Genomic DNA, 8,250 nt, shown 5'->3' on the forward strand with positions numbered 1-8,250 from the left:
CGGTGCCTGCCTGCGGGCAGGCACCGTACTGGAAGGAACCATGGCAGGACTGCGACTGATCGTCGGTCTGGGCAATCCCGGATCGGAACACGCCCGGACCCGGCACAATGCCGGGTTTCATTTCGTTGAGGCCCTGGCGGAAAAAGCCGGTGCGCGATGGAATGTGGACAGCAAGCTGTTCGGTGAGACCGCCAAGGTCGAGATCGCCGGGCAGACGGTGTGGCTGCTCAAGCCCGCCACCTTCATGAACCTCAGCGGCAAATCGGTCACCGCCGCGCAGCGGTTCTGGAAGATCGAGCCGGAAGAGACCCTGCTGGCCCATGACGAACTGGATCTGGCGCCCGGTGTGGCGCGGCTGAAGTTCGACGGCGGCCACGGTGGCCAGAACGGCCTGCGCGACACCATCCGCCTGCTCGGCCACGGCAAGTTCCATCGCCTGCGCGTGGGCATCGGCCATCCCGGCCACAAGGACCGCGTGGTGGGCTGGGTGCTCGGTCGCCCATCCAAGGAAGACGACGTGCTGATCGCGCGCGCCATCGACGATGCGATCGACGTGCTGCCGCTGGCGGTGCAGGGCGATTTCAGCGAAGCGATGAAGCGGCTGCACACCCCGAAATAAGCTGTAGGTACCGACCGTTGGTCGGTGTGGAACCATCCAATCCGCTAGGTACCGGCCGTTGGTCGGTACGGAACCAACCAATCCGGTAGGTACCGGCCGTTGGTCGGTACGGAACCAACCAATCCGGTAGGTACCGACCGTTGGTCGGGACGGAACCAACCAATCCGGTAGGTACCGACCGTTGGTCGGTACGGAGAATGATTGGAAAAGCAGCGCCCAGGCCGCTGTTTCCCCAATCACTTTCACCCCAGAGAGCTGTCACCCATGGGTATCAAATGCGGCATCGTCGGCCTGCCCAACGTCGGCAAGTCGACCCTGTTCAATGCGCTGACCAAGGCGGGTATCGCCGCGGCGAACTTCCCGTTCTGCACCATCGAGCCGAACGTCGGCATCGTGCCGGTGCCGGATCCGCGCCTGAACGAGCTGGCGGGCATCATCAACCCGCAGAAGGTCATCCCGACCGCGGTCGAGTTCGTCGACATCGCCGGCCTGGTGGCCGGTGCCGCCAGCGGTGAAGGCCTGGGCAACAAGTTCCTGGCGCACATCCGCGAAGTCGATGCGATCACCCACGTGGTGCGCTGCTTCGAGCACGGCGACATCGTGCACGTGGCCGGCAAGGTCGATCCGATCTCGGACATCGAAACCATCGACACCGAGCTGGCGCTGGCCGACCTGGACAGCGTGGAGAAGGCACTGAACCGTGCCGAGCGTGCGGCCAAGGGCGGCGACAAGGATGCAGCGGCGCGCAAGCCGGTGCTGGCCAAGCTGCAGGCGGCGCTGTCGGAGGGCAAGGCCGGCCGCTCGGCCGGCCTGGACGACGAAGAGAAGGCGCTGGTGCGCGACCTGTTCCTGCTGACCCTGAAGCCGGTGATGTACATCGCCAACGTGCTGGAAGACGGTTTCGAGAACAACCCGCACCTGGACGCCGTGCGCGCGCATGCCGCCGCCGAGGGCGCGCAGGTGGTGCCGGTGTCGGCCGCGATCGAAGAAGAGCTGTCCCAGCTCGACGACGAAGACCGCGATACCTTCCTGGCCGATCTGGGCCTGAGCGAGCCGGGCCTGAACCGCGTGATCAACGCGGCCTACAGCCTGCTCGGCCTGCAGACCTACTTCACCGCAGGCGTGAAGGAAGTCCGTGCGTGGACCGTGCGCAAGGGCGCCACCGCTCCGCAGGCTGCTGCGGTCATCCACACCGACTTCGAGAAGGGCTTCATCCGCGCCGAAACCATCGCGTATGACGACTTCATCAAGTACAAGGGCGAAGCCGGCGCCAAGGAAGCTGGTCGCCTGCGCCTGGAAGGCAAGGAATACCGCGTGCAGGAAGGCGATATCCTGCACTTCCGCTTCAACGTCTGATCCAGCGGCATCGGATCGACCCCGGACGCCCCGCCTTGTGCGGGGCGTTCGCGTTTCCGGCGATGGACAAAAAATCACCACGCTGCGAAACGCTTGCGGCGTGACGTTCGCCGGCACTTGTCCACAGCAAACTCCCATCGCTTTCCACGCCAGGTGTGGAAAACCGACGAACCTGATGTAGAGCCGAGCCCATGCTCGGCTGATGCCAGCCGGAGCCGAGCGTGGGCTCGGCTCTACAAGGGGCTCGCCCGCGTGACCTGGACAAATTTTCACCGCGCTTCGAAACGCCTGCGGTGCAATGCTCGCACCCACTTGTCCACATCAAGTTCCCATCGCTCTCCACGTACCGTGTGGAAAACAATCGGGGGCGTGGACAAAAAATAGCCGCGCCCGGAAACGCCTGCGGCGCAGTGCTCCCGCCCACTTGTCCACACCAAGTTCCCATCGCTTTCCACGTACAGTGTGGAAAACCCCGGATGGCCCGCTCTAGCAGTCGCCCACCAAAAAGGGCATCAACCAGGGCCGCAAACAACAAGGCCCGCCAATGGCGGGCCCTGCTGTCCACATCCTGCAATGCGGCGTGCCCTACAGCGCGCTGCCACCGAACTTGTGGGTGTACTGCAGGTTGATGGTGCGGCCGACGCTGTCGAACCAGGACACGTCGTAATACGGATACGCGGTGTAGGTGGCGTCCTTCGGCGGCATCTTGTTGAAGACGTTCACCACCGACAGCGACAGGCGCGCGTGGTCGTCGAAGCGGTACTGCAGCGACGCGTTGTAGCGGTAGGTCGCCTTGATGTACGGGCTGTCACCGCTGTCCCAGTCGAACACCTGGTCGTAGCTGTCCGAGGTCGGCAGCTTGCCCAGGCGCGAGCCGTACACCGTTGCCGACCACGCATCCTTCTCCCAGCTCACGCTCAGGCTGGTCTTGGTGCGCGGAATGTCGAAGCCACTGTTGACCGCGAACTGGTCCAGGGTCGGATCACCCGGGTAGCGCTGGAAGTCGTGCTTCTTCACCCAGGTGTGCGTGCCGTTGAGGATGAAATCACCGATGCCGGTCTGCAGGCGGTAGCGCAGGCCGACGTCGATGCCGGAGGTGGATTCGCGGGCGACGTTGATCGGGGCGACACGCACGCCGTACAGGCGGCCATCACTGGTGCGGGTGATGCGGTCGAGCGCATCCACGCAGGTCGGCGCGCTGATGTCGGCGCTGCCGAGGCGGCAGTTCGCTTCGCTGGCCAGGATCGTGCGCACGTCCATGTCCTGCACCTGGTTGCGCATGTCGATGTCGAACCAGTCCACCGACAGGTCCAGGCCGATCGCCGGCGACCAGACGAAGCCGGCGCTCCACGAGGTGCTGGTTTCCGGGTCGAGCTGGCGGTTGCCGGTGCGGCTGCGGATCAGGTTGCGCTCGTAATCGGAACAGTCGCTGGCTTCCTCAAGGCGGCAGGTGTACAGGTCCACGGCGCTGGTCTCGTCGTTGCCCGGGCCGGCGAACACGTAGTGCAGATCCGGCGCGCGGAACGCGGTGCCATACGAACCACGTACCAGCAGGGTGTCGATCGGGCGCCATTCCAGGCCGCCGCTCCAGGTCGCCTTGCCGATGGTGTGGCCGGAATAGCGGTACTGGTCGTAGCGGCCGGCCACGCTCAGGTTGACCGTCTCGTGCAGCGGCATGCGCAGCTCGGCCGCCGTGGCCCAGCGGTTGCGCGAACCGTTGCCGTCCGAATCCTTCCAGCTGTAGTAGTAGTACTGGGTCGCCAGCGGATCGGGATTCAGCGAGTACGCCTGCTGGCCCACTTCCACGGTCGCGGCGAAGCCGGCGTCACCGCCCGGCAGGCCGAACAGCGTGGAATTGGTCAGCGTGAACGCGGCCGTCTCGGTCCGCGACTTCGGGGTGTAAGTGGTACGCGCCGCGATCGAGTCGTACTCGGCGCGGGTCAGTGGACGGTACAGCCGTGACGGATCGGCGTTGTAGACCGGGAAACCGTCGTCGTCCACGCCCAGCTGCGGGCCCAGGAACAGGTCATTGGCCTTGGCGGCAATGATCTGTGCCCAGCTGATGCGCGACTGGTACTGCGAATGGCTCAACGCCGCTTCGTAATCCCAGTTGCCAATCAGGTTGCCCTTGAAGCCGGTGGTCACGCTGAAGGTCTTCTGCGTGCTGCGCACCATGGCGTTGCGCAGGCCGCCCATTTCCTCGGGCGAGAACTGGCGCTGCCAGAACTCGATCTCGCCAGTGGCTTCGTTGTTGAAGTAGCCCGACTCATCACCGTTGGCATCCATGCGGCCCCACTGGGTGACGTCGCGCATCAGCGACATCGTGTGGTAGCCCAGCTGCACATCGGCGAACCACTGCTGGCCATTGTCGAAGTCATAGCTCAGCGACGCGTAGCCGTTGGCACCGCGGCGCTTGCTGAGGATGGTGCCGTAGCCGATCGAGCTGTCGCTGCCGCAGTAGTAGCCGTAGCGCGGGCGGTACGCGCGGTAGGTGCTGCCCTGGTTCTGCCCGGCCAGCGCTTCGCAGGTGGCCGTACCCGGATCCAGGTAGTCGTCGTTGTAGTCCGTGCGCAGGTAAGCGCGGCGGGCGATGCGCGAGCCCTCGGTGGGGCCGTCCTGGGTCGAATCCTGGATGTCGCGCTCGTACGCCCACAGCGGGGCCTGCGACTGCAGCTCGACGCTGTACACCGCGTTGAAATTGCCGCGGCTGAAACCGCTGGCCAGGCTCATGTCGAACGAGTCGCCACCGCCTTCGCTGGTGGTGCCCATGCGCATGTCGATCGTGGTGCCGTCGGCCTTCTTCTTCAGGATGAAGTTGACCACGCCGGCGATCGCGTCCGAGCCGTAGATGGCCGAGGCGCTGCCGGTCAGCACTTCGATGCGCTCGATCATGCCCAGCGGGATGTTGGAGACATCGGTGAAGTTGCTGCGGCCCTTGAACGGCATCGGGAAATCGGCAATGCGCCGGCCATTGACCAGCACCAGCGTGTGGTTCGGGCCCAGGCCGCGCAGGTCCACCTGCTGGGCGCCCGGCGAGAAGTCGGCGCCACTGGAAGACTGCTGGCTCTGCGTCTCACCGCCGTTCTGGGTCATTGCACGCAGTACGTCCGGCACGCTGGTGAAGCCACTGGAGCGGATCTGCTCGGCATTGATCACCGTGATCGGAGCGGGGCCTTCCACCTGGGCGCGCGGAATGCGCGAGCCGGTGACCTGCACCGCGTCCAGTTGTTGCACCGAAGAGGAAGCCGGTGCCTGGGCCGCCGCGGAAGCAGCCACGCCCATCAACGCCAGCTGGATCGACCACGCCATCGCCTGTCTACGCATGAAGAATTCTCGGAAATGAAGCCGGCCCGCAGAGGAGGGGCCCTGTCCCCCATTCAGACTTCCGGAATGGGCGCGCGCATTTAACGCCTTTTTCATGTCCTTGACTACTGGGCCCCTATCTGGCAAAGAGTGAAAACGCTTGCAACTCGATTTTGTTCAGGGAGATCAAGATGCTACGCCTCGACCGGACCCTGCCTGGCCCCTTCGCCTGGCTGGCGCTGCTGGTGCTGGGCTGGTCACTGGCCGCGCCCGCGCAGGACCTGCAGGGCCCCGGCTTCGCCTATTACGAAGTCGGCGATCTGGAATCCCCGCGTCCCGGTCCGCGCGCGCCCGCCATGATGCTGATGGGCGGTGGCGAGTGGGTGCCGGAGGCCTTCCAGTGGTGGCTGAAGCAGGCCGGCAATGGCCGTGTGCTGATTCTGCGCGCCTCCGGTGGCGACGAACTGCAGGACCGCCTGTACCGCGAGATCGGCGGCACCACCGCAGTGCAGACCCTGGTCTTCGACAGCCGCCGCGGTGCCGATGATCCGGCGGTGCTGCGCGTGGTCGCCGCGGCCGATGCCATCTTCATTGCCGGCGGCGACCAGTCCCGCTATATCCGCTTCTGGAAGGGCACCGCACTCAACCGTGCACTCAACGCCCATGTGCGCGCCGGCAAGCCGATTGCCGGTACCAGCGCTGGTCTGGCCATCCTCGGCGGCTATGCCTATGGCGCCATGGATGGCGGCAGCATCACCTCGGCCGGTGCGCTGGCCGACCCGATGGGCAGTGCCGTGACCCTGGACAGCGGCTTCCTGCAGATGCCCTACCTGCAGCGCGTGGTCACCGACACCCATTTCGACAAGCGGGACCGGCTCGGCCGCCTGATCGTGTTCGTGGCACGTGCCGCCCAGGACAGCGGCGACCCTGACATCGTCGGCATCGGCGTCGATGAGGACACCGCCCTGTGCGTTGAGCCCGATGGCCGGGCCCAGGTCTACAGCGCAGATGGCGAAGGCAAGGTGTGGGTGGTCAGCCCCGGCCGCGACGCCGATCGCCTGGTGGAGGGGGAACCGCTGCGCTTCCATGCGGTGCCGGTGACGGTGGTCGCCAGCGGCAGCCGCATGCGGCTGGATGATTTCCAGGCCGAGGCCGATTACCAGGCCGTGGCCGACGTCAGCGATGGCGAGATCGAAGTCATCCGCCAGTGACCCGGCGATCCTGTGGCCACGCATGGGATGCTGTAGAGCCGAGCCCGCGCTCGGCTGCTCTTCAATCGAGGCATCAGCCGAGCATGGGCTCGGCTCTACGATGATGCCTCCCTTGCCCACCTGCTGGAGACGTATCCGATGAAACTGCGCCTGGCGCTGTCTATGCTGCTGTCCCTGCCCATGCTTGCCCAGGCCGCCCCGGCCGCCTCGCCGTTGCTGGTCATCCACGGCGGTGCCGGTGTCGAGCGCAAGGACCTGTCGCCGGCTGAAGAGAAGGCTGCGCGCGGCGCGTTGCGCGCGGCGCTGCTGAAGGGCCATGCCGAACTGGCGGCCGGTCGCCCGGCGCTTGCAGCCGTCACTGCGGCAATCACCGTGCTGGAGGACGATCCGACCTTCAACGCCGGCAAGGGCGCGGTGTTCACCCATGACGGCCACAACGAACTGGATGCCGCAGTGATGGATGGCGCCACCCAGGCTGCAGGTGCGGTGGCCGGCGTGCAGCGGGTGCGCAACCCGATCCTGCTGGCCCAGACCGTGATGCAGAAGTCCAGGCACGTGATGATGGTCGGGCAGGGGGCCGAGGCGTTCGCGGTGGAGCAGGGCATCAGCCTGGTCGATCCATCCTATTTCCGTACCGACAAGCGCTGGCAGCAACTGCAGCGCGCATTGAAGGAAGAGGCCCGTGGCCAGGCGCACGCCGACCTGGAGACCGCAAGGCACTTCGGCACGGTGGGCGCGGTTGCGCTGGATGCGCAGGGGCAGCTTGCTGCCGGCACCTCCACCGGTGGCATGACCAACAAGCGCTATGGCCGTGTGGGCGATTCGCCGATCATCGGCGCCGGTACCTGGGCCGACGCGGGCTGCGCGGTATCGGGCACCGGGTGGGGCGAGTACTACATCCGGACTGCGGCCGCGCACGAGATCTGTGCACGCATGCGCTACCAGCGGCAGACGCCGGAGCAGGCCGGCAGGGGCGTGATCAACGAGATGATTCCGAAGATGGGCGGCGACGGCGGCGCGATCGTGCTTGCCGCAGACGGAAAAATGGCCATGCCGTTCAACACCCAGGGCATGTATCGGGGCTGGATTGGCGCCGATGGCGTCCCCCATGTCGCAATTTTCGCCAGCGAGACCCTGCCGGTCCCTGGGCAATAACCTTGCGTATCAATGGGTTTGCGACAACGTGTGAAAAAGATGGAAAAAAGCGTTGACAGCCCCCCGCCTGATCAGCAGAATAAGCGGCTCACCACCACACACCGCAACGCTTCGGCGGCAACGGGTTGGGGTGGTAAGGAGGGATACCCAAGCGGCCAACGGGGGCAGACTGTAAATCTGCTGGCTTACGCCTTCGGTGGTTCGAATCCACCTCCCTCCACCAGTTTCACGTTGTGACATTCCCGGCGCGGGAGTAGTTCAATGGTAGAACCTCAGCCTTCCAAGCTGATGGTGCGGGTTCGATTCCCGTCTCCCGCTCCATTGAATGAACTTTGAATATTATCGAGTTCATGTCATAATGCAAAACTCGGCTCACGTAGCTCAGTCGGTAGAGCACTTCCTTGGTAAGGAAGAGGTCGAAGGTTCGATTCCTTTCGTGAGCACCATCTCAAGCATCACCTCTCAGACGAATTCGAGATAAGCAGCCATGGCCAAGGGTAAGTTCGAGCGCACCAAGCCGCACGTCAACGTCGGCACCATCGGTCACGTCGACCACGGCAAGACCACGCTGACCGCCGCACTGACCAAGATCGGTGCCGAGCGCTT

6 protein-coding genes and 3 tRNA genes are annotated in these 8,250 nt (G+C 65.1%); 8 read left to right on the plus strand and 1 reads right to left on the minus strand.

The genetic code is table 11. From position 1 onward, the window contains the following. Positions 1–40 precede the first annotated feature (40 nt). Positions 41–619, plus strand: a complete 579-nt coding sequence (gene pth / locus AC2A1N_RS09030; RefSeq protein WP_049395820.1) for an aminoacyl-tRNA hydrolase — start codon at positions 41–43, stop codon at positions 617–619. 264 nt (positions 620–883) lie between these two features. Further along, positions 884–1,975, plus strand: a complete 1,092-nt coding sequence (gene ychF / locus AC2A1N_RS09035; RefSeq protein ID WP_242893492.1) for a redox-regulated ATPase YchF — start codon at positions 884–886, stop codon at positions 1,973–1,975. A 585-nt stretch (positions 1,976–2,560) separates the two neighbouring features. Here ychF and AC2A1N_RS09040 read toward each other — a convergent pair. After that, the gene (locus tag AC2A1N_RS09040; protein WP_242893489.1) at positions 2,561–5,299 is read right to left on the minus strand and encodes a TonB-dependent receptor plug domain-containing protein; all 2,739 of its coding nucleotides are present in this window, start codon (positions 5,297–5,299) and stop codon (positions 2,561–2,563) included. Positions 5,300–5,469: 170 nt separating this feature from the next. Between AC2A1N_RS09040 and AC2A1N_RS09045 the strand changes: the two genes are divergently transcribed. The 6 genes from AC2A1N_RS09045 to AC2A1N_RS09070 form a co-directional block, all read left to right on the plus strand. Then, positions 5,470–6,489, plus strand: coding sequence for a cyanophycinase (locus AC2A1N_RS09045; RefSeq protein ID WP_484372061.1), 1,020 nt, complete (start codon positions 5,470–5,472; stop codon positions 6,487–6,489). Between the two features lie 138 nt (positions 6,490–6,627). Next, positions 6,628–7,644 (plus strand): isoaspartyl peptidase/L-asparaginase family protein, encoded by a 1,017-nt coding sequence (locus AC2A1N_RS09050; protein ID WP_082783363.1) that lies wholly within the window; start codon positions 6,628–6,630, stop codon positions 7,642–7,644. A gap of 137 nt (positions 7,645–7,781) precedes the next feature. Further along, positions 7,782–7,867, plus strand: a tRNA-Tyr gene (locus AC2A1N_RS09055). Between the two features lie 24 nt (positions 7,868–7,891). After that, positions 7,892–7,965 (plus strand) — tRNA-Gly (locus AC2A1N_RS09060). Positions 7,966–8,014: 49 nt separating this feature from the next. Next, positions 8,015–8,090: transfer RNA gene (locus AC2A1N_RS09065), tRNA-Thr, on the plus strand. A 41-nt stretch (positions 8,091–8,131) separates the two neighbouring features. Beyond that, a partial coding sequence (locus AC2A1N_RS09070; RefSeq protein WP_049420184.1) for a GTP-binding protein occupies positions 8,132–8,250 on the plus strand: 119 nt, incomplete at its 3' end.

This window comes from Stenotrophomonas maltophilia group sp. SKK55, from assembly GCF_057179845.1.